This is a genomic window from Bradyrhizobium sp. AZCC 2230, assembly GCF_036924495.1.
Taxonomy (GTDB): domain Bacteria; phylum Pseudomonadota; class Alphaproteobacteria; order Rhizobiales; family Xanthobacteraceae; genus Bradyrhizobium; species Bradyrhizobium rifense.
Window position 1 is genome coordinate 4,447,423 of record NZ_JAZHRS010000001.1, and the last position, 21,506, is coordinate 4,468,928.

At 62.9% G+C, this 21,506-nt stretch carries 22 protein-coding genes; 8 read left to right on the forward strand and 14 right to left on the reverse strand.

Translation table 11 applies throughout. The annotated features are described in order from the left end of the window. Positions 1–56 precede the first annotated feature (56 nt). Genes V1280_RS21265 through V1280_RS21290 form a run of 6 tightly spaced genes read left to right on the forward strand, consistent with a single transcriptional unit; the run spans position 57 to position 7,628 of the window. Complete coding sequence (locus tag V1280_RS21265) at positions 57–1,004, forward strand: ABC transporter permease (protein WP_334528359.1); 948 nt, start codon at positions 57–59, stop codon at positions 1,002–1,004. Next, a complete protein-coding gene (locus tag V1280_RS21270) occupies positions 997–1,884 on the forward strand; it encodes an ABC transporter permease (RefSeq protein ID WP_334528361.1) in 888 nt (295 codons plus the stop codon). The genes V1280_RS21265 and V1280_RS21270 overlap by 8 nt, the downstream gene beginning before the upstream one ends. Continuing rightward, positions 1,885–2,874, forward strand: coding sequence for an ABC transporter ATP-binding protein (locus tag V1280_RS21275; RefSeq protein ID WP_334528364.1), 990 nt, complete (start codon positions 1,885–1,887; stop codon positions 2,872–2,874). After that, positions 2,871–3,830 carry an ABC transporter ATP-binding protein gene (locus V1280_RS21280; RefSeq protein WP_334528367.1) on the forward strand — a complete coding sequence of 320 codons (960 nt, stop codon included), beginning with the start codon at positions 2,871–2,873 and terminating at the stop codon, positions 3,828–3,830. Before V1280_RS21275 ends, V1280_RS21280 begins: the two co-directional genes overlap by 4 nt. 37 nt (positions 3,831–3,867) lie before the next feature. Next, a complete protein-coding gene (locus V1280_RS21285) occupies positions 3,868–5,265 on the forward strand; it encodes an amidase (RefSeq protein WP_334528370.1) in 1,398 nt (465 codons plus the stop codon). Positions 5,266–5,321: 56 nt separating this feature from the next. After that, complete coding sequence (locus V1280_RS21290; RefSeq protein WP_334528373.1) at positions 5,322–7,628, forward strand: penicillin acylase family protein; 2,307 nt, start codon at positions 5,322–5,324, stop codon at positions 7,626–7,628. A 28-nt stretch (positions 7,629–7,656) separates the two neighbouring features. On the opposite strand, the gene V1280_RS21295 is transcribed toward V1280_RS21290, so the two are convergent. From V1280_RS21295 to V1280_RS21360, 14 genes are all read right to left on the reverse strand, one after another. Then, positions 7,657–8,454 (reverse strand): urease accessory protein UreD, encoded by a 798-nt coding sequence (locus V1280_RS21295; RefSeq protein ID WP_334528376.1) that lies wholly within the window; start codon positions 8,452–8,454, stop codon positions 7,657–7,659. Between the two features lie 26 nt (positions 8,455–8,480). After that, positions 8,481–9,131, reverse strand: a complete 651-nt coding sequence (gene ureG / locus V1280_RS21300; protein ID WP_334528379.1) for an urease accessory protein UreG — start codon at positions 9,129–9,131, stop codon at positions 8,481–8,483. Continuing rightward, positions 9,128–10,834, reverse strand: coding sequence for an urease subunit alpha (gene ureC / locus V1280_RS21305; RefSeq protein ID WP_334528382.1), 1,707 nt, complete (start codon positions 10,832–10,834; stop codon positions 9,128–9,130). Before ureC ends, ureG begins: the two co-directional genes overlap by 4 nt. A 2-nt stretch (positions 10,835–10,836) precedes the next feature. Beyond that, positions 10,837–11,532 carry an urease subunit beta gene (gene ureB, locus V1280_RS21310; protein WP_334528384.1) on the reverse strand — a complete coding sequence of 232 codons (696 nt, stop codon included), beginning with the start codon at positions 11,530–11,532 and terminating at the stop codon, positions 10,837–10,839. 16 nt (positions 11,533–11,548) lie between these two features. Then, positions 11,549–12,229 carry an urease accessory protein UreF gene (locus tag V1280_RS21315; RefSeq protein WP_334528386.1) on the reverse strand — a complete coding sequence of 227 codons (681 nt, stop codon included), beginning with the start codon at positions 12,227–12,229 and terminating at the stop codon, positions 11,549–11,551. After that, complete coding sequence (gene ureE / locus V1280_RS21320; RefSeq protein WP_442895147.1) at positions 12,216–12,671, reverse strand: urease accessory protein UreE; 456 nt, start codon at positions 12,669–12,671, stop codon at positions 12,216–12,218. The genes V1280_RS21315 and ureE overlap by 14 nt, the downstream gene beginning before the upstream one ends. 54 nt (positions 12,672–12,725) lie before the next feature. Next, complete coding sequence (locus tag V1280_RS21325; protein WP_334528389.1) at positions 12,726–13,028, reverse strand: putative quinol monooxygenase; 303 nt, start codon at positions 13,026–13,028, stop codon at positions 12,726–12,728. Next, positions 13,028–14,542 carry an amidase gene (locus V1280_RS21330; RefSeq protein ID WP_334528391.1) on the reverse strand — a complete coding sequence of 505 codons (1,515 nt, stop codon included), beginning with the start codon at positions 14,540–14,542 and terminating at the stop codon, positions 13,028–13,030. Before V1280_RS21330 ends, V1280_RS21325 begins: the two co-directional genes overlap by 1 nt. Before the next feature lie 84 nt (positions 14,543–14,626). Further along, positions 14,627–15,328 carry an ABC transporter ATP-binding protein gene (locus tag V1280_RS21335; protein WP_148771167.1) on the reverse strand — a complete coding sequence of 234 codons (702 nt, stop codon included), beginning with the start codon at positions 15,326–15,328 and terminating at the stop codon, positions 14,627–14,629. Next, positions 15,325–16,053 (reverse strand): ATP-binding cassette domain-containing protein, encoded by a 729-nt coding sequence (locus tag V1280_RS21340; protein WP_334528396.1) that lies wholly within the window; start codon positions 16,051–16,053, stop codon positions 15,325–15,327. The genes V1280_RS21335 and V1280_RS21340 overlap by 4 nt, the downstream gene beginning before the upstream one ends. Before the next feature lie 2 nt (positions 16,054–16,055). Further along, on the reverse strand, positions 16,056–17,120 hold the full coding sequence (locus V1280_RS21345) for a branched-chain amino acid ABC transporter permease (RefSeq protein WP_334528399.1): 1,065 nt from the start codon (positions 17,118–17,120) through the stop codon (positions 16,056–16,058). Continuing rightward, positions 17,120–17,986, reverse strand: coding sequence for a branched-chain amino acid ABC transporter permease (locus tag V1280_RS21350; protein WP_334528402.1), 867 nt, complete (start codon positions 17,984–17,986; stop codon positions 17,120–17,122). The genes V1280_RS21345 and V1280_RS21350 overlap by 1 nt, the downstream gene beginning before the upstream one ends. A 62-nt stretch (positions 17,987–18,048) precedes the next feature. Then, entirely contained in the window at positions 18,049–19,287 is a 1,239-nt protein-coding gene (locus V1280_RS21355; protein ID WP_334528405.1) for an urea ABC transporter substrate-binding protein, read from the reverse strand. A 65-nt stretch (positions 19,288–19,352) separates the two neighbouring features. After that, positions 19,353–20,402 (reverse strand): substrate-binding domain-containing protein, encoded by a 1,050-nt coding sequence (locus tag V1280_RS21360; protein ID WP_334538375.1) that lies wholly within the window; start codon positions 20,400–20,402, stop codon positions 19,353–19,355. Positions 20,403–20,649: 247 nt separating this feature from the next. Between V1280_RS21360 and V1280_RS21365 the strand changes: the two genes are divergently transcribed. Then, a complete protein-coding gene (locus V1280_RS21365; protein WP_334528408.1) occupies positions 20,650–21,105 on the forward strand; it encodes a MarR family winged helix-turn-helix transcriptional regulator in 456 nt (151 codons plus the stop codon). A gap of 139 nt (positions 21,106–21,244) precedes the next feature. Beyond that, the gene (locus V1280_RS21370) at positions 21,245–21,418 is read left to right on the forward strand and encodes a hypothetical protein (RefSeq protein WP_334528411.1); all 174 of its coding nucleotides are present in this window, start codon (positions 21,245–21,247) and stop codon (positions 21,416–21,418) included. Positions 21,419–21,506 lie beyond the last annotated feature (88 nt).

Consider the following 21,506-nt stretch of genomic DNA (forward strand, 5'->3'; position numbering starts at 1 on the left):
CGTCGTCGGCAAGACAGCGACCTGGCAGGAGCGAAAAGCGTCGTATCGGGTGTCTCATGTTTCGCACGATTAGCGTCCGTCTCATGCAATCCATACCGGTCCTGCTGCTGGTTGCGGTGCTGTCTTTCATTTTGATGCACCTGCTGCCGGGAGATCCTGCAGTCGTGATCGCCGGAGCCGATGCCACGCCAGCGGCGGTTGAACGGATTCGTCGTGAACTTGGCCTCGATCAGTCGATCTGGCGGCAACTGCTGTCATGGTTCCTCAACCTGGCCCAGGGCAGGTTCGGCAGCTCGCTGGTGCTGAACCAGACCGTGCTCTCCGCGGTCGGGGAGCGCTTGCCCGTGACATTGTCGCTGGCCGCCCTGTCGCTCGCCATCACTCTGCCGATTGGCATCGCGCTCGGCATGCTAGCCGCTTACTTCCGGAGCAGCTGGATTGACGCAAGTGTCATGGCAATCGCTCTGATCGGGGTTTCGGCTCCAAGTTTCTGGATCGCGATCGTATCGGTCATCTTGTTCAGCGTTAAGCTCGGATGGGTGCCCTCCGCCGGCTACGCGCCTCTGCTGACGGCGGGCCCCAGCGCATGGTTCGCCTCGCTGATCCAGCCTGCCATGGTGCTCAGCCTGTTCCAGATCGGCTTCCTGGCGCGCATGACACGCTCGGCGATGCTCGATGTGCTCGAACAGGATTTCATCCGGACGGCGCGCGCCAAGGGCGTGAGCGAGTGGCGAACCGTCGGCAAGCACGGCTTCCGCAACGCTCTGGTTGCCGTCGTGACGGTCAGCGGCATCATCCTGAGTCTCCTGATCGGAGGTTCAGTCGTCGTGGAGCAGGTGTTTGCGTTGCCAGGCATCGGTCGGCTCGTGGTGCAGGGGATCATGGCCCGCGATTACCCGCTGATCCAGGGCACCATGCTGTTGTTCGGATTCGCCTTCGTGCTGATCAACGTTGCCGTGGATATCATCTACACCCTGGTCGACCCACGGGTGCGCTATGACTGACGTCGTGTTCGCCACTCCGTCGACGCAGATACTGGCGGAGCGCCGGCGATTTCGCATCCTGCGCAAGCTCGCCGCGCACCGCTCGTTCAAGATTGGGCTGGTGCTCGTGACCGTCCTGGTGCTTTGCGCGATCATCGGGCCGTTACTGACCGACACCGATCCGACGGCGATGAGCATTCGCTACCGGTTCAAGCCGCCGTCGGCGCGTTTCCCGTTCGGCAGCGATCAATACGGGCGGGACATCCTCACGCGTGTGCTCTATGGTGGCCGGCTGTCGCTCTCGATCGGGTTTTCGGTGGCCCTGCTCTCGGGCGTATTTGGCGCCGTGATCGGGGTTATAGCGGGATATTTTCGCGTGCTGGATCCGTACGTCATGCGATTGATGGACGCGCTGATGGCGTTTCCGGCGATCCTGCTCGCCATCGGTATCGGCGCGGCACTCGGCGCGCAGGCCAGCAGCATCGTTGTGGCGTTGGCAGTCGCCTATGTTCCGCGGACAGCGCGGATCGTGCGCGCCTCGGTGCTGGTCATTCGCGAGATGGAGTATCTCCAAGCCGCGCGGGTGAGCGGCGCCGGCGACGCGCACATCATCCTCAAGCACGTGCTGCCGAATTGCCTCGGGCCGCTGATCGTCCAGCTGACCTTCATCTTTGCCTACGCTATTCTTGCGGAAGCAACCCTCAGCTTTCTCGGCATCGGCCCGCCGCCGCCGGCCCCGAGCTGGGGCAACATCATCGCGGAAGGGCGCGACTACTCGGTCGAGGCGTGGTGGGTGATGCTGTTTCCCGGCCTCGCAGTCAGCCTCGCCGCGCTCGGCATGAACCTGCTCGGGGACGGGTTACGCGACGTGCTCGATCCACGCTTGAAGATCGAGACCTGAATGGCGCAGCAAGCCCTTCTGAGTGTCGAGAACCTCACGGTCCAGTTCCGCGGTGACGCTGGCTGGGTGAATGCCGTCGAGGGCGTGGACTTTGCCGTTCGCGCCGGCGAATGCCTCGGCATCGTCGGTGAATCCGGCAGCGGCAAGAGCGTCAGTGCGCTTTCGATTCTCAAGCTGCATGGCCGTGCCAACACGCGTTACGCATCGGGGACGATCCGCTATGGCGGGCATGATCTGCTCACCGTTCCGCAACGCCGGCTGCGCCAGGTTCGCGGCGGCGAGATCGCAATGATCTTCCAGGATCCGATGTCTTCGCTCAATCCGGTCCTGAGCATCGCCGACCAAATCATGGAGCCGTTGCGCCAGCATCAGGGGCTGTCCTCGCGGGCCGCCCGTCGTCAGGCCATCGAGCTGCTGGAGATGGTGCGGATCTCTGACGCGTCGCGCCGTATCGATGATTACCCCCACCGGCTTTCAGGCGGAATGCGCCAGCGCGTCATGATCGCCATCGCAGTGGCATGCCGTCCCAAGCTCCTGATCGCAGATGAGCCGACCACCGCGCTCGACGTCACCATTCAGTCCCAGATCCTCGAATTGCTGCGCGAATTGCAGCGTGAGATCGGCATGTCGGTGATCTTGATCACCCATGATCTCGGTGTGGTCGCGGAGTTCGCGCAGCGCGTCGTCGTCATGTATGCCGGGCGGGTTGTGGAATCCGCCGCCGTCCCTGCCCTGTTCGAACGGCCGGTGCATCCCTACACCGAAGGGCTCATCCGCGCCGTGCCCGATCCCGACGCGGACATGCGCCGGCTCGCCACCATTCCCGGCAACATTCCCGATCCGTCGACGTCGATCGCCGGATGCCGGTTCAATCCGCGCTGCCGCGAGGCGATCAAGTCCTGCCTGACGGAGCCGCCGGCGCTGGCCGATGCCGGTGCGGGCCATTTCGCGCGCTGTCCGCCGCGCATCGCTGCGGGACAAACCGCATGAGTGGAGCACCCATCGTCGCCGTACGCGAATTAGTGAAGACCTTTGCGGCGCGCGGCGCGTCGTTGCGCGCCGTCGACGGTGTCAGTTTCGATGTCGGGCAAGGGGAGACGCTGGGCCTCGTCGGAGAATCCGGCTCGGGGAAATCCACCACAGGACGCATCCTGGTTGGGCTTGAAAACGCGACCAGCGGGTCGATCAAGCTGTTCGACCAAGAGGTTTCTCCGGGGAACGGCAAGGCTGCGCTCCGGGCGGTACGGCGACGACTGCAATTCGTGTTTCAGGACCCGCAGAATTCACTCAATCCCCGCATGCGCGCGCAGGACGCGATCGCCGAGCCGCTCGACGTCGCGGGCGGCCTTTCGCGCGCCGCCCGCAATGATCGTGTCCGTGAACTGCTGGAGATGGTCGGTCTGCCACGTTCGTGCGGCGACCGTTTTCCCCACGAATTCTCCGGCGGCCAACGCCAACGCATCGGCATCGCGCGCGCGTTGGCGCTGAAGCCGGACTTCATCGTCTGCGACGAACCGGTATCGTCGCTCGACGTGTCGATGCAAGCGCAAATCGTCAACCTGCTGCTCGACCTCCAGGAGCGGCTAGGCCTCAGCTATCTCTTCATCGCCCATGATCTCGCGGTGGTCCGCAGCATTTCAGCGCGAGTGGCGGTGATGTATGCCGGCGGCATCGTCGAGATTGCGCCCAAGCGCGAGCTTTACACCGCTCCCCGGCATCCCTACACGCAGGCACTGCTTGCGGCGATCCCTCGTGTCAGGCCGAACAGGGCCCGTACCGCGGTCGTTACCGGCGAATTGCCGAGCCAGATCGATATGGTGCCGGGCTGCACGTTTCATCCGCGTTGTCCGTTCGCATTCGAACGTTGCCGCGCTGAGAAGCCGAAGCTGCGCGACATTGCTCCGGGCCATCGAGCCGCCTGCCACCTTCACCAAGTTCCCGCCTGACGGCCGCCGCCGCTTTGCCGATTGATGGAGTTTCGAGATGCCCGACCGCGATCTTCTCTTTATGCCCGCCACGAGCGCTGCAAGCCTGATCCGTAAGCGCGCGTTGTCTCCGGTGGAGTATGTCGACGCCGTCCTGGGCGCGATCGAGCGGACGCAGCCTACGCTCAATGCCTATGCGACGGTGACCGCCGACGCCGCGCGGGCGCAGGCGCGGGTTGCGGAGCAAGCCGTCATGGCAGGCGAACAACTCGGGCCGCTGCACGGCATACCCGTCAGCATCAAGGATCTCTTTGCCACCAAGGGCGTGCGCACTGCGCACGGATCGGCGATCCTGGCCGACAATTTTCCCTCGCAGGACGACATCCTGGTAACTCGTCTGAAGCACGCGGGCGCGATTATGGTGGGTAAATCGACCACACCTGAATTCGGCCACAAGGGCCACACTGACGGACCGAGCTTCGGAATCACGCGCAATCCCTGGAATCCCGAGCGCACCGCGGGCGGATCGAGCGGTGGCGCGGCCGTCGCGGTGGCAGCCGGACTTGGGCCGCTCGGCCTCGGCACGGACGGCGCGGGATCGATCCGGATTCCCGCAGGGGCCTGTGGCGTGGTCGGACTGAAGCCGACCACGGGCGCGGTGCCCTATGAGCAGACCTCGGATTCGTTCTTCAATTATGCCGCAGCAGGTCCGTTGACGCGCACCGTTGCCGATGCTGCCTTGATGATGAAAAGCCTCGTGGGTCCGTCGACGCTCGATCCCTGGTCGCTGGGTGCGCCCGGTAACGGCGCGCTGATGCCGAGCCTGATCTCAGAGGATCTGTCGGGACTGCGGATCGGATACCTGTCTACCATGAGCGACTGCAGCGCGGACGTTGCCGCAAACGCCAAAACCTCGCTCGCAACCCTCGCAACGCTTGGCGCCGAGATCGAGGAGGCCGGCGTTGGAATGGACTGGATTGCCGGCTCTGCCCGGCTCATGTACCTCGCCAATCTGAACGTCTATTTCGGCCACCACCTGGAAAAATGGCGCGACCGGATGGACCCGGTCCTGGTGGAATGGATCGCGGCCGGCAGCCGCGCGACCCTGGTCGACTTTCGCAAGGCCCAAGTCGCGCGTTCGCGGCTCTATCGCGCCGTGCAGAAGCTCCTGGAAGACTACGACTTCCTTGTCACGCCCACCTTGCCGACGACCGCGATTGCAGCCGACGCCGGCAAGACCGTCGATGCCTTGTTCAATCGCGGTTGGAACGCCTTCGTCTATCCGTTCAACCAGAGCGGCAATCCGGCGCTGTCTGTGCCGAATGGCTTCGGCGCCGATGGATTACCGACCGGCCTGCAGATCGTCGGCCGCTGGTGGAAAGACAATGATGTTCTGCGCCTCGGCGCCATCCTGGAGCGGATTCGTCCGTGGGCCGATCGTCGGCCGCCCGTGTGAAGACCAATCGAACGCGAAGCCTTTGTGTACAAGCCTGACAAAACCGGGAGAAGAGCGTGACAAACGCTGCCAATGACAGATCTTCATGCCTGCCTCAGACCAAAGGCACCGTCGGGCTGCGTGGCCTTGAGAACAAGGTCGACGTCCACCGCGATGCCTGGGGCATCCCGCACGTCCGCGCACGCGGAACGGCGGACGCCTTCTTTGCGCAAGGCTATGTCCACGCCCAGGACCGGCTCTGGCAGATGGACGCCGCGCGACGGCGTATGCTGGGCCGCTGGTCGGAATGGGAGGGCAGCGCAGGTGTAGCGGCAGATTCGCTCGCGCGGCGGCTCGACGTCGCGGGCGCGTCGCGCCGCGACTTCGCCGGTCTGTCGAACGAGGCGCGCGCGATGCTCGAGGCCTATGCGAGCGGCGTCAATGCCTTCCTGGCACAGGGCGCGCCATTGCCTCTCGAGTACGGCCTGGTCGGAGGCGACGTCGAACGCTGGGAGCCGTGGCATTGTATCCTCGTGATGCGACAGCGCGGTTATCTGATGGGCTCGGTCTGGTTCAAGTTGTGGCGCGCAGCAGCCATGCGCAGAATCGGACCCGATCACGTCGCCAAGCTGCGTTACGACGATGGCGGCCACGATTTTCTCGCCACTCCTCCGGGTGCGGAAGGCAAGCGATGGATCGCCGTGCTACAGGACCTGGCGCCGGCGATCGATGCGCTGGCAATGCTCGCAGGGCCGGAGGCCACCGATGGTGGCAGCAACAATTGGGCGGTCGGGCCGTCGCGGACTGCGACCGGCCGGCCATTGCTGGCCGGCGATCCACACCGCGCCTTCGAGATGCCGAGCCTGTATTCGCAGTTTCACCTCGCCTGCGACGCGTTCGATGCCATCGGGCTTTCGGTGCCGGGCGTGCCAGCGTTCCCGCATTTTGCCCACAACGATCATGTCGCATTTTGCGTCACTCACGCTTTTGTCGATATCCACGATGTCTATGTCGAGAAATTCAAGCCCGGCGACGCGTCGCGCTACCTGTTTCGGAATGAATGGCGTGACAGCGACATACGTCACGAGCGCATCGCGGTTCGCGGTGAACCTGCCGCCGATGTGGAGGTGATCGCGACCCACCACGGGCCGGTGATCGCGGGCGACCCGCATCAGGGAGCGGCGTTGACGCTGCGGTCGGTGCAGTTCGCGGAGCTTGATCGATCGTTTGATTGCCTGTTGCCGATGCTGCACGCCCAAAGCGTCGACGCGCTCTACGAGGCGACGCGAGGCTGGGGCCTGATCGATCACAATCTGGTCGCGGCCGATACCACCGGGCGGATCGGAAATCTCGTGCGTGCCATCGTGCCGCGGCGCCCGCGACTGAACGGCTGGCTGCCGGTGCCGGGCTGGACGGGAGAGTATGAATGGCAGGGCGTCATTCCCTGGGAAGATATGCCGCGCGCCTTTGACCCGCCGGACGGCTTTCTGGTTACCGCGAACAACCGCGTCGTCACGGACGAGAATCCGGACTATCTGTGCACCGACTGTCATCCTCCGTACCGGGCCAAACGGATCGCCGATCGGCTGGCTGAACTTCCGGCCGCGACCGTCAGCGACATGGGCAGCATCCATGCCGACACACACAGCTTCACGGCGCGCGAGTTCATCGCCCGCCTGAACCGGCTCCCGTCGATCGAAGGACCGGCTGCCGCACTGCGCGACCTGATTGTCGATTGGGACGCCCGCATGGCTGCCAATTCAAAGGCCGCAGCTGCCTATGCGCGGACACGACGGGAACTTGCGCGTATCGTTCTCGAGCGGTCCGGTTTGAGCGCGGTATCGCGAGATCCCATCGCCCAGGTTGCCCCCGGCGTGGCGCCGCTCAATCAGATCTGGTGGGCACTCCCTTCATTGCTGCGCAACGACGATACCGCGTTCCTCGGCGGCTGGGATTGGGATCGCGCCCTGACGGCGGCGCTCGAGCGGGCGGCGGGGACCGACAAGGACAAGACATGGTCGGAGCTGCATCACGTCCGCATGTCGCATCCGCTGTCGGCGGCGTTCCCGCAGGCGGCGTCGCAGCTCGAACCACCGGGCCTTCCGGTTGGCGGCGACAACGATACCGTTATGGCCAATGGATGCTATTGGGCCTCGTCAGGCCTCAACGCGGCATATGGCGCAGTCGCGCGCTATGTCTTCGATGTGGGCAATTGGGACAACTGCGCCTGGGTCGTGTTTCACGGCGCGTCGGGCCACCCCGCGAGCCCGCATTTTGCTAATCAGCATGCTCCATGGGCCTCCGTCCAAATGGTTCCGATGTTGTACGATTGGAGCAAAATTACTAACGCCAGCGACCAGCTCGTGCTGAAGCCTTCCATGTAGGTCCTTCGAGCCCCACCCTTCCCGTCGATCAGGAAAAAATGGTCAACGATCTCGCTAGCGCTTGGCGGTAGATCACTTTGATGCTCTCGAAAGCTTGACGAATACACCTCAGCTCAAGGGCCGCGAGACGGATCCCGAGCCCCGCCTGCGCCGGCGACGCGCTCGCGGCTCCATAGAGCCCTCGGATCCTCTCCAGCTCTGATGTCAACTTCTCTTGGATATCCGCCAGATCATGACCGGGGGGCAGCACCATGAATGCTGATCCAAAAGCTCCATAGCCGCGAAAGATGCTACGCTCTGGCCGGTATAGACGCGTCCGCTCAATCAGCAGCGGCTCGCTACCAGATCTCCTCAGACAGAATGTCGATTCCAACTCGCGGAAGTAGCGCCCCATACCCATGGGGTCGTGCATCGTGAAAGCGTCGAAGATCAACGCATAAGCGTCGGTCGCACAGTCAAGTTCGACGGTCTGTGACAATGCCGCGTCGGGAAATAGAATACGCGGCTCAGGCAGGTATTCGAGGCTGGCGCCGTTCTCCACATGAAGCTTTATACTCTCCCTGGCGCGAGTGGCCGGCTCCGCACGATGCACCGATGTCGCGCCTTGGTTGGCCAGGCATACGGCCGTTCCCGGCCCAAGCACGAGACGCTGCGCGAGATTGTCCTCGCCATGAACTGCCCCGCTTCCCGTCTGGACGATCACGGTGAGGCGATCCGACCGATCCCGGTCGACGTGAAAGCTGCGCGTGAGAACAAACGGCCAGGCAAACAGACGCCGGTCGATCACGGTGCGCCCGCCGCGGCGGACGAAGCTCAGATCGAGCAACGCACGTTCTCCCGCTGCAACGGCCCTCATGTCCTGAAAAGAACCTCGCGCTCGAGCAGATCGACCACGGTATCGATCCCTTCGCCGCGTCGGCAATTGGTGAGCAGAACCGGGCGGTTGTCCCGGACCTTCAATGCCTCCTGGTGCATGCGCGCCAGGTCAACGCCGACATGCGGCGCCAGGTCGACCTTGTTGATCACGAGGAGATCGGCGCGGATGACGCCGGGACCGCGCTTGCGCGGAATATCGTCGCCGCCGGCCACGTCGATGACGAACATCCAGAAGTCAGTCAGGTCGCGCGAGAAGGTCGAGGCGAGGTTATCGCCACCGCTCTCCAGCAGGATCAGCTCGACGCCCGGAAAGCGTCGCTCCAGTTCGTCCGCAGCCTCGATATTCAGCGTTGGATCCTCGCGAATGACGGTGTGGGGGCATGCCCCCGCTTCGACCGCCGAGACACGGGCGGGGTCGATCAGCCCGGAGCGCCTGATCCGTTCGGCGTCCTCCGCCGTCACGAGGTCGTTGGTGATGACGGCAATGTCGACGCCGCGCTTCAGAAGTGCCGGGATCAGGCGCTCCACCAGCGCCGTCTTGCCCGAGCCGACCGGTCCGCCGATCCCGACGCGCGCGGCCGCGATGCGCGAATTGGCTATCGTGCCGGTCAGCGAAAGCCTGTTCATCGCAGCATATACCGCCTCGCCAGCGGGACCCTGGTTGCAGGTGGGCACATCAGAAGCTTTCCGTCGGCGCGGACCTCAAAAGTTTGCGGATCGACCTCGACATGCGGCATGGCCGCATTTCGCACCATGTCGATCTTTTTCAGCTTCCGCACGTTTCTGATCTGTAGGCAATTGCGGGCCAGGCCAAGCCTGCGCTCCACGTCGGCCTCTATCGCCAGCTTCGACATGAAGTTGACGCCAAGCCGCTGCGGCGCGGCGCCGAGCGCGCCCCACATGCGTTTCTGAATCATCGGCTCCGACAGGCCGAGGCTACCATTGCCGTCACCCATGGCAGCCCAGACGACGAACCCGTTCTTGATCACGATATAGGGCTTGATACCGAACGAGGCGCGCGGCCAGAGCACGAGGTCGGCCATCTTTCCGACCTCGACCGAGCCGACCACGTGATCAATGCCGACCGCAATGGCTGGGTTGATGGTGAGCTTGGCGACATAGCGCCTGATGCGCTCGTTGTCCGCACGCGCTGTGGTCTCTTCGGGCAGGCGCCCGATGCGATCCTTCATGACGCTGGCGAGCTGCCAGCATTTCGCGACGTTCTCGGCCAGACGCCCCATGCCTTGCGTGTCGGTGCCGAAGATCGAGATCGCGCCCATGTCGTGGAGAAAATCCTCAGCGGCCATCGATTGCGCCCGCACGCGCGCTTCGCCGAACATGACGTCTTCGGGCGCGTTGTAGTTGAGCTGATGGCAGATCATCGTCATCGGCACGCCCTCCTCCATGCCGTAGGACGTATAGGGATTGGTCGGATTGGTCGACGAGGGGATGACGTTCTCCCACGACACTACCTTGAGCAGATCGGGCGCATGACCGCCGCCGGCGCCCTCGACGTGGTACATGTGGATGGTGCGGCCATCGATGGCGGCCATCGTGTCTTCGCAGAAGCCGTATTCGTTGATCGAGTCGGTATGGAGGTGGACGGCGAAATCGTTGCGATCCGCCGCAACCAGGCTCTTGTCGATCACATCGGGAGCTGCGCCGAAATCCTCGTGGATCTTGACAGACATGCCGCCAGAGGCCACGGCCTCTTCGACGGCCTCTGGATTGGACCCTCCGCGTCCGAACAGGGCGTAGTTGAGAGGTGAGAATTCGATCGCCTGAAGAAACCGCCCGAAGCTTGCGGCCGCGCCGCTGCCGACATCGAAGACCGGACCCGACCCGTTCCCGACCAGCGTCGTGGTCCCGCCAGCCAGGGCATGGTCGGACTGCTCCGGTGAGATCAGATGGGCGTGCGACTCGATCGCGCCGGCTGTGACGATGAAGGGTCCTCCGGCAATCGGCGCCGTCGAATGACCCACGACCATATCGGGATGGACATCCGGCATCACGTCGGGATTGCCAGCTTTGCCGATGCCGACGATGCGGCCGTCGCGGATGCCGATGTCGGCTTTTATGATTCCGGTAACCGCATCGACGATCGTCGCGTTCTTGATCACGACGTCGAGGGCCTTGTGCGACGAGGTGCGGTGAGCGTTGACGCCCTCTCCGTCGCGCAGATTCTTTCCGGCACCCACCAGCAATTCATGTCCGTACGTGGTGTAGTCGTGCTCGATCTCGGCAAGCAGGCTGGTGTCAGCCAACCGGACCAGATCGCCCTTGGTGGGACCGTAGAGCTCGCCATAGGCGCGACGCGTCAGTGTGACCACGGTCAAGCTCCCTGATAACCGCGATCGGCTGCGAGCTTGAGCGCCCGCTCCAGCGCCGACGGCGCGTCGAGCGAACCGTTTACGAGACCGGCCTGCCCACGCACGACCCGGGCTCCCGCAATCGGAACCAAACGCACCGACTTGGTGACACCCGGCTCGAAGCGCACGCCGGCACCGGCCGGCCGGTCGACTTTCATGCCCCAAGCGGCAGCGCGATCGAAGCGTAGGGCGCGGTTGACCTCGAAGAAATGGGTGTGGCTGCGGACCTGAACATCGCGGTCGCCCGTGTTCAGGACGTCGATCGTGATAGCCGGCAGATCGGTGAACAGCTCAATATCGTCACCGCCCGCGATGATCTCGCCGGGGACAATGTCCTCGGCGGCGGCATCGTCTGGCGCGATCGGCTCGAACACCGCCATCACCTTGGTGCCTTCGGCAAACATGCATTCAATGTAGAGCATCGGGATCATTTGCGGGACGCCCGGCTCGACGTCGTCCGACGTCAAAAGACGGCCGGCCATGTCGCGGATCTCGGCATAGGAGATGTCGCGGCGTGCCGCCGTCATCACCTCGTCGGTGATGTAGGCGACCGCCTCCGGGTGGCTCAGTCTGATCCCCAACGACCGGTTGCGGCGCGCCATCTGCGCGGCGTTGAAGATCACGAGACGATCCATTTCCGTCGGCGACAGATTCATCATGGCGAGGTCACCTCTCTCAGGTCGTGAACATGCGAACGTGCCGAAGCGGCCCGCGCGAGACCGCGATGTCGATGAAAGGCGTAAAGCTCGCCGGCGAGGCATCCGCGCCCGGCGTGTCCGCCAGCAACTCGCCGAGCAGGCCGCGCGCCGCAGCTTGGCTCTGCTGCGCCTCGATATGACCGATGATGCCGAGGCGCACGGCCGCGCTGACGAGGCCGGTCACCAGCGTCCAGCCCGAGACCAGCTCGGCCGCGTCCAGGCTGAAACCCGCATCCCGGCCGACGACGGCTTGGGCGATCGGCAAATGACCAAGCCGCGCATCCGCCGAGACCTGATCGCGATAGGCAATGGACAGCGGCCCTTCGAGCTTGACCCAGACGCCGAGTAGCGCCCTGCCCGCGCGGCGCGACCCGTCCCGCATCTCGGCCGACGGTGTCCCCGCCTCGGTGAGGCGATCGATCTCCGCGATGGCCTTGCAATTGCTCGCCTGAAAGGCTTTGCGTAGCAGAATGCGGTCCATCGTCGCCCAGCGCCGCGTGAGCTGGTCGGCGATGACGCGGTCGAGCTCGTTGCGGTTGGCAAGCATGCCGTCTGCCGCGAGGCCTTCGATCCCCCAGGAGAAGGCGAAGCCGCCAGCCGGATAGGCGCTGTCGCCGAACTGCAGCAGTGCGAGCGCCTGCAATCTATCGAACAGCATCGCGCTCCACCACTTCGCCGGACTCCAGCAACGGCCTGATGCGCGCGCGGTAGGTGTCGAGGGGCCCATCGAGCAGCACAACGAGACTGTCGCCGTCGAAACGCACCCTCCAATGCAAATTCCCCGCGTTCCATCCGAGCTTGAGCGCCGCTGCCTGATCGGACGGCGTCAACCGCCAGCTCTCCTGCTCTCCGAAGCGCGCGATGATCGCCCGGTCGGGTGCGAGAAACAGCAGCGCGCCGTCGGTCAGCTCCTCGTCCCGATCGAGGCTCACCGCGCAGTCGGTTCCGCGATCGGTCGTCAGCCGAAAGCGCTTGCGGCCGACATCGGCGGGAGGGACGAACAAGAGCTCGATGCCGTCATGATGCTCGAGGTGATGCAGACGACGGGCAAAGGCCGCGTCGTCGGATCTCCCCAAAATGCCATGAAGCCGCATCGTCATGATGCCCTCCCGTTCTTGCCGTTAAAACCGCCTCTGCGCTGTTCAGATCATGCCCTAGCGAAGCGTCGCCGAGACTTCTTGCGACGTGACCAGGATCGCCTCACCGTCCAGGATCGGCTTTGCGATCCCGAAGAAGGTCGCGACGACCGCCGAACCGTTGTGGCGATCCATCGCTGCCCTGTCGGCAAAGCGCTCATATGTCGTAAAGACACGAGGATCGTCCTCGCTCTGCGAGATGAAGAACCCGATCGTTTCTGGCTCATTGGCTGCGACATTGGCAGCGACGGCCACGAGTGCATCGCGCATCGTGACCTCATGGCCGGCTTTCGCCCTGATGACGGCGGTGATCGTGATCATCAGAACTTCTTCCAATCGCCGTCGGCCTCAAACGCGCTGGCCGCCTGGTAGATCGTCGCCTCGTTGTAGTCCTTGCCGATCAGCATCAGGCCGACCGGCAGGCCGTCCGAGAGGCCGCAGGGTATGCTCATCGCGGGATGACCGGTGACATCGAACGGACTGGTGGTGGCCGTCATCTCGAAGGCACGCTGGACGATTTCGGAGAGCGGCGCGTCCTTGGCGGGGATCGGCGTGGCGACACAGGGCAAGGTCGGCATCAGCAGCAGATCATAGGAGCCAAACACTGCATCATAGGCCGCCTTGGCAGCGATCGCGATGTTGCGCGATTTGGCATAGTAGCGGCCGCGGTAGTGGCTGACGCCCCACTGCCCGACCAGCATGGTGAGCTTGAGCGTCTCCGACAGATCGTCGGCGCGGTTGCGCCAGCTGGAATGCGCGTCGAGAAGACCGACGTCATAGAGCCCCTTCCAGTTGAAGCCCATGCCGTTGCCGATCATCATCTGGACCAGGAATCCTTCCAGCGTGATCGGATTCCAGGCGGCGAGCGCGTGCAGGTGCTCTGGGATCGAGACCTCCGACACGCTGGCACCGAGCTTTGCGAAGCGTTCCGCGCCGGCCTTCACTTTGTTGGCCACGCCCTCTTGCATGTTCGCAACGGCAAATCCCTCCTTGAGGATGCCGATCTTCATGCCTTTCACGCCTTTGCGGAGCATCTCCGTGTAGCTCGTGACCTTCGGCGCATATTGGCGCGGGTCGAGCCCGTCGGCCCCGGCCAGCACTTCCAGCAACAACGCATTATCGGCGACGTTGGCCGTCATGGGGCCGGTGTGGTCGATGGTCGACTCGATCGGCATCACGCCCGTATACGGCACGAGCCCGTGCGTCGCCTTCATGCCATAGATGCCGCAATAGGATGCCGGGATACGAATCGAGCCGCCCTGATCGCCACCGATCGACATATCGACCTCGCCGGCAGCGACCAGCGCGGCGCTGCCCGACGAGGATCCACCGGCCGAATAGCCCATCTTCAGCGGATTGTGGACCGGTGCCGGATGGGAGGTATGACTGCCGCCCGACAAACAGAAATGCTCGCATACGGCCTTCCCGACGATGGTACCGCCGGCATCGAGAATGCGGGTTACGATCGTCGCATCTGCCGCGGGAATGAAGCCTTCGAGCGTGGTCGAGCCGTTCATCATAGGGACGCCGGCGAGTGCGACATTGTCCTTCAGCACAACCGTGCGACCGGCGAGCTTACCGCTCGCTGCGCCCTTGACCTCGGTCTTGATTGCCCAGGCGCCGTATTTGTTGTCCTTCGGCATCGGCTTGGAGCCCGGCGTGCGCGGATATTTAACCGGCGGCAGCGGGTTCGGCAGTTCGTCGACGACATCGTAAGCATCGAACATCCCGCCCATCAGCGAGAGATAGCTTCCGGCCTCTCCGACCGTCATGTTCATATGCAGGCTCGCAGCGAGTTCGGCGACATCCTCGGCGGTTGGACGCTTGATAGACATGAGTCATCCTTTCTTGTGAAGACAAGCTGGCAGAGAAGACATAGATCGCATTCGCAATGGCCGGCGCGGCAGCGCCGAAACTGGCTAGGCTGGGTGCATGGTCGCATCCCGCGCCAGAAGGCTTTCACGGTCGAGCTCTCCCGTGATGCGTCCCTTCTGGATGTTGAGGATCCGGTCGGAGAGCGAGGTGATGAATTCGAGGTTCTGCTCGACTACGATCAGCGACATGCTCCATCGCTTCTTCAGCGCGAGCAGGGTCTCGATGATCTCCTCGATGATCGACGGCTGGATGCCCTCGGTGGGTTCGTCCAGCAATATGAGCTTCGGCCTGGTGCAGAGACAGCGCGCAAGCGCGAGCAATTGCTGCTCGCCGCCCGACAGTGCTCCGCCACGCCGATCGAGCAGGCGTACCAAGCGCGGGAAATCCTCCAGCACGGTGTCGATGACCGAGCGGTCCTCCTTCGGCGCCGCCGCAAGGCCCATGCGCAAATTCTCAAGGACGCTCAGGTCGGGAAATATCTCCCTGCCCTGCGGCACGAGCCCAATTCCCAGGCGGGACCGCTCGTGCGGCTTGAGATGGGTGATTGTCTTGCCTGCGAAGGCGACCGTGCCGCCGGTGGTCGGCAGATGCCCCATCAATGCCCGCAGCGTCGTGGTCTTGCCCATGCCGTTGTGGCCGAGAATGCCGAGATACTCACCGTCCTGCAGCGTCATGTCGATGCCGAACAGGATCGGAATGCGGCCGTAGCCTGAGCGCAGGTCCCGGACCTCGAGGAGCGCGCTCATGCCGCCACCTTCTTGCCGAGATAGACATCGCGCACGCGCTGGTCGGCCATGACCTTGTCCACGGTGTCTTCGATCAGCACGCGCCCCTGATGAAACACCGTCACCTTCTTGGCGATCTGCTTGATGAATTCCATATCGTGCTCGACGACGATGATCGCCCGGGTCTTGTTGATCTCGCGAATGATCGCGGCAGTGTGCAAGGTCTCCCCGTCGGTCATCCCGGCAGCTGGCTCATCGAGCAAGATCAATTCCGGTTCAGCCGCCAATACCATGCCGATTTCCACCCACTGGCGCTGGCCATGCGACAGCGTCGCAACGATGCGGTCGGCATGATCGGTCAACCGGATCATCTCCAGCACGGCATCGACCGCGGGGCCTTGCGCCCGAGGCGTCGCCTTGCGGCGGACGGCGAGCCAGATGTTCTCGCGCACCGAAAGACCGTTGAAAACATTAGGCACTTGCGTCTTGATCCCGATCCCCATGCGGGCGATCTCGTGCGACAGCTTGCCGGTGATCGACTGGCCACGAAATGCGATCGCGCCAGAGGTCGGCACCAATTGTCCGGTCAGCGTCTTGAAGAATGTGCTCTTGCCGGCGCCGTTCGGTCCGATCAAGCAGCGCAGCTCCATCTCCTCCAAGGTGAAGGTGATGTCGTCGTTGGCGACCACACCGCCAAACTGCATCGTGAGGTGCTCGGCCTTGAGCAGAGGGATAAGGTCCGCCATGGTCATTCAGCTCCGGCCATGTGGGACGTCGCCGCAGAGGGCGGCACCTGCTCGTCAGCCAGCTGCCTCTTCGTTTTGGGCGCGGGCACCAGCCGCATCAGGAGGTCGCGCGCCGTCGGCACCAACCCCTTCGGCAGCAATAGCACGAACACGACCAGAACCGCCCCGAGAACGAGGTTCGAATTCAAGGCCTGTTGCGAGCCGATGTAGGCGACGATGTATTCGATCAGGACGCAGCCGACGACAGGTCCGAGCAAGGTGCCGAGGCCACCCACCGTGATCCAAATAATGATCTCGGCCGACAGCGACAGGCTGAAAATGGTCGGACCGACAAACGCACCCCAGTTGACGTAGAGCGCGCCGGCCAGTCCCGCTATCGCGCCGCTCAGAATGAAGGTGAGCAGCTTGACCTTGCGCGGGTCATAGCCGAGCAAGGAGGCGCGGGTCTCGTTCTCGCGAACGGCCACGACAATGCGGCCGGCCGGGAGCGACAGCAGCAAGCGCAGCAGCAGGAAAACGCCAAGCAACGCTCCGCCTGTCACCCACCAGGATTGTTCCGGCGACAGAACCTGGTCCGGATAAAATGGCACGTTGAAGGTCGGCACGGCCGGCATGCCGTTGAAACCGCCGAGCAACGCCTTGCCGATCCTGTATTCATCCCCCGAGGTCGAGTTGACGCAATTGAACAGGATCAGCGTGACGGTCAGCGTGATCACGCCAAGATAGACGTCGGAGATGCGACCGAAGAAGATGAAATAGCCCAGGATCGCGGCGAACAGCGCTGGAATAATAATGGCGAGCAGGATCGACGGCGTCGAATCCTGGAAGTTGACCGCTGATATCGCGTAGGCATAGCCGCCCAGGCCGAAGAAGGCCGTTTGGCCGAACGACAGGATACCGCCAAAACCCCAGATAAAGGCAAGGCTGAGCGCCAAGACTGCCATCGCCGCGAACAATGTCAGCTGCATCATCGCGAACAGCTCGATCACGCTGGGAATCACCGCGATCGCAACGATCGCGAGAACGACGACGACCGCCTGGGCCACAAGGCTAAAGCGGACGGCCATTACAAATTCCCCTTGAAGAAGCGTCCGGAGATGCCCTGCGGCAGTAGGCGGATCAGGACGATCGCTGCCGTGAACACGAGAACCTCGCCATAGACCGGCGTCGTGAAAAAGGCGCCGACTTGATTGACAGCGCCGAACAGGCTCGCCGCCGACATCGTGCCCGACAGCATGGCTGCGCCACCGCCGACGACAGTCATGAAGGCCTTGGCGACATAGGCGCCGCCCATGCCGGGCGTGATGCCCGAGACGGGCGCCACCAGGCCGCCGGCCAATCCCGTGACGGCAGCGCCGACCGCAAAAGTGCTCATATAGACCCTGGTCGGATTGACACCCAAGGTCGCTGCCATCGCCGGATTTTGCATCGTTGCGCGAGCGATCAGTCCCAACCGGGTGTGACGCATGACGCCGTAGACCAGCGCCATCATGGCGATCGCCATGCCGGCCAGGAACAGCGTGTAATAGCTGGATTGATAGGAACCAATGGAGAAACCGCCTAGCGGCGTGGGCACACCTTGCTGCGTGTTGCCGTAGATCGTCGTGACGATACCGATGATCAGAAGGCTCAGCCCCCAGGTCGCCAGCATGGAATCGACGAGACGCCCATAAAGAAAGCGAATGAGACAGCGCTCGATGATGAGACCCACGAGACCGACGAAGAGCGGAGCGACGACCAGCATCGCGATCCAGATATTGACGCCTGCATTTGCCGATATGACGGTCGCGTAAGCACCGAGCATGATGAACTCGCCATGGGCGAGATTGATGATCTTCATCATGCCGAAAATGATCGCCAGCCCGAGGCACAACAGGAACAACAACGATATTCCGTTCAGGACGTCGAGCGCGACGATGAGGTAGAGCGCCATTCTTTGGATTCTTTCAGGCCCCGATATAGCGGGCCCCGCCGGTGTGCGGGGCCCGCTACGCCTCAGAGATTGATGATGTACTGCTTGGTGTCGGTCGGATTCTTGACGAGATCGCACACACTCGCCGTATCGGCCGGCTTGACGTCGGAGTAGCTCTCCAGCACCGACCATTTGCGATCCTTCACTTCGGCGAGGAACGCGTTGCGGGTGGTGTGATGGGTCGGCTTGTCCAGTGAGACCTTGCCGCTTGGACCGTCGAAAGCGATCCCGCTCTCCAGCGCCTCGATCACCTTCATGCGGTCGATGCTGGCGGCCTTCTTCACGCCTTCCGCCCAGAGCATGACGCCCTCATAAGTACAGGCAGCGAGCTCGCTGACATAGGGCGAGTCCGGATGCGCCTTCTTGATCTTGTCGACGAAGCTCTTGGAGGCGGGCGTGGTGAGCTCCTCGAAATAGCCGTACGAGCCGAGGATCGAATCGCTCTCGGCGGCATCGAGCGTCGTCGGCTCGTTGACGAGACCGAAGGTGGTCGACGCGATCGGAATCTTGCCCTTCATGCCGGCCGAGGTCCATTGCCGGTAGAAGGCGGTGTGGTTGCCGCCGACCAACGCCGACAGGATGAGGTCGGGCTTCGCCGCCTGGATCTTGGAGATGGTCGTGCCAAAGTTGGTGACGTCGAGCGGGAAGAAGTCGGTCGACAGCACCTCGCCACCATTGTCCTTGACGTATTTGGTCATCCACTTCGCGGTGATCTGGCCGTAATTGTAGTCGGCGGCGATGATGTATGCCTTCTTGCCCGCCTTCTTCATCGCGGTCGGCACCAGCTTCTCCACCGTCTGCGCGGGCGTCGTGCCGGTGCAGAACGTATTACGGTCGCAGACGCCGCCTTCGTAGAGCACGTTGTAGAAGTAGAGCACCTTGAAGCGGTCAAAGGTCGGACGCACCGCCTCGCGCGACGCCGAGGTGATGCCGCCGTGGACCACGTCGACCTTGTCTTTCACAGCGAGCTGCTGGGCGAATTGCGAATACATCTGGATGTTGGACTGGGTGTCATAGTGGATCACCTTCAACGGCCGGCCCAGCAAGCCGCCGCCGGCGTTGATCTCGTCCACGGCGAGCTGCAGCGCGTAGACCATCGGGGTCCCCGAGGCTGCGATCGGCCCTGACTGGTCGTGCAGACTGCCGACGACGATCGGGTTTTCCGCGCCGAATGCGCCAGAGCGGAAGACCGCGGGCGCGGCAATCAATGTCGTCGTGGCTAAGGCCGAGTGCCGCAAGAAGCGGCGACGAGAAAAAGGCATAGACGTCCCCATACGTTTTTGATACGGAAAATATTAAGAATACAATATTTGAAAAAGCAAGTGTTTTATCGCCGCGTGACGATTGAGAAGTCATAGCCGTCGACCTGGGCGAGATAGATGGGGTGCCGCCCCCCGACCACGGATCGCACTTGATCGCCTCGCGCCGTGCGCTGCTGGAATGTTCGGCCGTAAAGGCGCATCAACTTGCGTGCATCCAGGCTCTCAGCTTCCTCAATCAGGGCTGCGAGCGAATAGATTCCTTCGTAGCAGGATTCACCGAAGGCGTTTACGGGCGGGGGACTGTCGCCGAACGCCGTATGATAACGCTCCAGGAACGCACCATTGTTGCGCGAGCGGATTGACGCATAGTAGCTTGAGGTAGCGTAGAGGTTTTCGGTCTCGTGGACATCGAGTCCGTACGCTACGGTCTCGTCGATCGCCGAAGAAAACCGCAACACGCGCGAGCTCAATCCAGCCGCGCAGAACGCGCGATTGAATGCGATGCAGTCGAGCCCCAGGAAATACGGAAGGACGACGTCCGAGCGCGTGGCTTTGATCTGCTCCATGATTTCATCGAAGTCGTGCCAACCCACAGGCAGATAGTACTCTCCCGTCGCTATTCCCCCAAAGCGGGCGATCAAAGCGCGCGCGATCCGTAAGGACGAGCGCGGCCAAACGTAATCGTTGCCGCAGAGGAAATAGCGGCGGGCATGCCTCGCTTCCGAGAGCCATTGAATCGCAGGCGCAAGAAGCTCTTCGGCTGTCTCGCCGGTCGCCATCACATCCGACGTCGGCGAGTGCCCCTCGAACTGCGGAGTATAGATGAAGGGAACGCGGCCGCCAGCAATACGCGCCACGAAATCGCGCGCAAAGCTGGGCAACATCCCGACGATACCGTCGACACCATCGATTTCGATGGCATCGCGCGCGGCCTGGCCCGCGCTCGCACCGGTCTCTCCCGCATTCACTACGCGTAGCTCGACCGGACGCCGCAGGATGCCGGACATGTTGTTGATTTCGTCGACAGCCAAGCGACCGCAGGCCTCAGCCGACGGGGCCCAAAGTCCCGCTGCTCCGCTCTGCGGGACGAGCAGACATATTCGAACGCTACGCAACGGCGGTGTCTCCGCGCTTCCAGACACACACCACTCACGAATCGTGCCAAGGACAATCCGGCCCCCAAAAGGACGGTTCTGCAGTGAAAGCACTCAGTCTCGGAGCGGGGCTGCCCCTTTTTCCGGCGCGGGCGGCGGCATCAGCCCGTCCATTAGGCAACTAGAGCAAAAGCTGCTTTCCACTTGCCCGACTTTACATTCCAAGGCAAAGGTTGAAATCTCAAATAATTCGCCGAGGGCCTATAGAGTGGATCTACCTGATCTCATCCGAGGCGTGAACCGCCGACTCGAGCAGGTGCTGGAGGCGGAACTCAAGCCAAAGGGCGTATCTCTGCACCAGTACCGTGTGCTGGAGGCGCTAACTGAACGGAATGGGCTGCCGATGGGCGAACTGGCAACGCGGCTCTTTGTCGATGGTCCGACGCTCACAAAAATCATCGATAAGATGGTCGAATCGGCCGAGGTTTATCGCGGTCCCGACCCGCACGACCGGCGCAAGGTTCTAATCTTCCTCTCGCGCAGAGGAGCAGCGCATTTCGAGGACGTTGGCCCGCTGATAACGTCCATTCAGCAGGAATTTTTGGATAGGCTTGGCAAATCAGATGCCGCAGCTTTGACTAACCTGCTGTCAGAGCTGCTCTGTGGCACTAATTCTTGGCCTTCACTTGCGTCTCGCGGGCGTGAAACGCTAGACCACAAATGATCGGTCACATGCGATTAGACGTCGGGCGAACTTAAATCGCCGGAGCGCCCGGCTCCGGTCGCCTAGTCAGCGAAGTTGCAGCCCGTGCTAAGCGCAGATCGGCCCAGTCTCCGGCACAGACGCCTTCACAGGAGCCGGTGTGCCCGCGATGCCCAGCCGCGTCGCCGGCCATTTCGTCGATGCGATCAACATCCCCGTCTTCGCCGTCCATGATTGCGAGGTCGCCGTCGACACAGACACCGGACAAGTCAAGGTGTTGAGCTATCGCGTCGTACAGGACGTTGATCCCGTATGGGCCGGCGCGTCCAATTGAACGACCAAAGGCGACAAGACCCAGCTTGGAGTTTCTGTCCCTAAGACGAGCGTAAGCGACCTCTATTGTCGGACCTGCACACTCCCGT

What these genes read in the sequence shown, in the direction of transcription:
- V1280_RS21335 (WP_148771167.1), bottom strand. Translation starts at nt 15,328, where the DNA reads ATGAGCGCGCTCCTCGAGGTCCGGGACCTGCGCTCAGGCTACGGCCGC.
- V1280_RS21315 (WP_334528386.1), bottom strand. Translation starts at nt 12,229, where the DNA reads ATGCTGTTCGATAGATTGCAGGCGCTCGCACTGCTGCAGTTCGGCGAC.
- V1280_RS21285 (WP_334528370.1), top strand. Translation starts at nt 3,868, where the DNA reads ATGCCCGACCGCGATCTTCTCTTTATGCCCGCCACGAGCGCTGCAAGC.
- V1280_RS21355 (WP_334528405.1), bottom strand. Translation starts at nt 19,287, where the DNA reads ATGCCTTTTTCTCGTCGCCGCTTCTTGCGGCACTCGGCCTTAGCCACG.
- V1280_RS21340 (WP_334528396.1), bottom strand. Translation starts at nt 16,053, where the DNA reads ATGGCGGACCTTATCCCTCTGCTCAAGGCCGAGCACCTCACGATGCAG.
- V1280_RS21325 (WP_334528389.1), bottom strand. Translation starts at nt 13,028, where the DNA reads ATGATCACGATCACCGCCGTCATCAGGGCGAAAGCCGGCCATGAGGTC.
- V1280_RS21265 (WP_334528359.1), top strand. Translation starts at nt 57, where the DNA reads ATGTTTCGCACGATTAGCGTCCGTCTCATGCAATCCATACCGGTCCTG.
- V1280_RS21270 (WP_334528361.1), top strand. Translation starts at nt 997, where the DNA reads ATGACTGACGTCGTGTTCGCCACTCCGTCGACGCAGATACTGGCGGAG.
- V1280_RS21280 (WP_334528367.1), top strand. Translation starts at nt 2,871, where the DNA reads ATGAGTGGAGCACCCATCGTCGCCGTACGCGAATTAGTGAAGACCTTT.
- ureB (WP_334528384.1), bottom strand. Translation starts at nt 11,532, where the DNA reads ATGATGAATCTGTCGCCGACGGAAATGGATCGTCTCGTGATCTTCAAC.
- V1280_RS21275 (WP_334528364.1), top strand. Translation starts at nt 1,885, where the DNA reads ATGGCGCAGCAAGCCCTTCTGAGTGTCGAGAACCTCACGGTCCAGTTC.
- ureG (WP_334528379.1), bottom strand. Translation starts at nt 9,131, where the DNA reads ATGAACAGGCTTTCGCTGACCGGCACGATAGCCAATTCGCGCATCGCG.
- V1280_RS21330 (WP_334528391.1), bottom strand. Translation starts at nt 14,542, where the DNA reads ATGTCTATCAAGCGTCCAACCGCCGAGGATGTCGCCGAACTCGCTGCG.
- V1280_RS21350 (WP_334528402.1), bottom strand. Translation starts at nt 17,986, where the DNA reads ATGGCGCTCTACCTCATCGTCGCGCTCGACGTCCTGAACGGAATATCG.
- ureE (WP_442895147.1), bottom strand. Translation starts at nt 12,671, where the DNA reads ATGACGATGCGGCTTCATGGCATTTTGGGGAGATCCGACGACGCGGCC.
- V1280_RS21345 (WP_334528399.1), bottom strand. Translation starts at nt 17,120, where the DNA reads ATGGCCGTCCGCTTTAGCCTTGTGGCCCAGGCGGTCGTCGTCGTTCTC.